This window comes from Curtobacterium sp. B18, from assembly GCF_000333375.1.
In the GTDB taxonomy this organism is placed as follows: Bacteria; Actinomycetota; Actinomycetes; order Actinomycetales; family Microbacteriaceae; genus Curtobacterium.
The window spans coordinates 1-1005 of the sequence record NZ_BACZ01000686.1 but is presented as its reverse complement, the minus strand read 5'-3'; the positions used below and the strand labels follow the sequence as shown (position 1 = coordinate 1005).

Below are 1005 nucleotides of genomic sequence, written 5' to 3'. Positions count from 1 at the left end.
GGGCCGAGCGCGAGCCGGTCGCGGAGGACACGCCGCCGTCCTCGGCCCACACCGTGCCGCGGGTGGTCGGGCCGAGCCGCCACCAGGCCAGGGCCGCGGCGGATCCGCCGACGACCGCAGCGACCGTCGGTGCGCCGAACCGCCGCCAGCCGCGCGCCATGGTGCGCTGATCGTACGCCGACATCGCGGATCGTCGATATGCCGGGACGGGTCGAGCGCCCTCCGGAGTGCCCGACCGGCGACGGCACCGGTGCGCGGTGTCGGGCCGTCCACCGGTCGGCTCACCGGTCGGCAAGGCCGGATGCGCCAAGATGGTGAGGTGACGGACGGCCGGGTGACCAGACGCGTGCTCGCGCGACGGTACCTGTCGGCGTGGATCGGGTTCTCGGCGGGCGGGCGGTTCAGCCAGGCGCTCGCGACCGTGATCGTGCTGTTCGCGTTCGGGCAGCCCACCGTGACCGCGCTCGTCGGGCGGGCCGGCGTGTGGGCCGTGCTCGTCACATTGTTCGTCCTCGCGGGCCTGAGCCTGCTCGGGCAGCGCTACCGGATCGAGTGGCACGGGGTGCTCCCCCTGTCGCTCCTGGCGTTCGTCGGGTACTGCGCGCTGAGCGTGGTGTGGAGCGAGTACTCGTGGGTGGCCCTCCGGGGACTCGTCGGCACGGTCGGCTTCATCGGGCTCGGGCTGTACCTCGCGCTGGGTCGCGACCTGGTGCAGGTGATCCGGGCGTCCGGCGACGCCTTCCGGATCCTGCTCGTCGCCGCGCTCGGGCTCGAGGTCCTGTCCGGGCTCGTCCTCGACACCCCGATCCCGGCGTTCGGCATCCAGGGGAACATCGCCTACGGCGGCCCGATCCAGGGCATCGGCGGCACCCGCAACTTCATGGGGTTCATCGCGGCGATGGCGCTGGTGACGTTCGTCGTCGAGTTCCTCACCCGCTCGGTGACGATGTGGCGCGCGATCGGCTCCACCGCCCTCGCGGTCATCGCGCTGATGCTCGGCATCCC

General features: G+C 73.0%; 1 protein-coding gene and 1 pseudogene. One reads left to right on the top strand and one right to left on the bottom strand.

The window, feature by feature from the left end; genetic code table 11:
- Nucleotides 1-184, bottom strand: a 184-nt coding sequence (locus I5E_RS18410) for a hypothetical protein (protein WP_031263150.1), incomplete at its 3' end; no start/stop codon positions are given.
- Nucleotides 185-334: 150 nt separating this feature from the next.
- Between I5E_RS18410 and I5E_RS18405 the strand changes: the two are divergent.
- Nucleotides 335-1005 (top strand): annotated as a pseudogene (locus I5E_RS18405) (exopolysaccharide production protein); the annotation flags it as partial.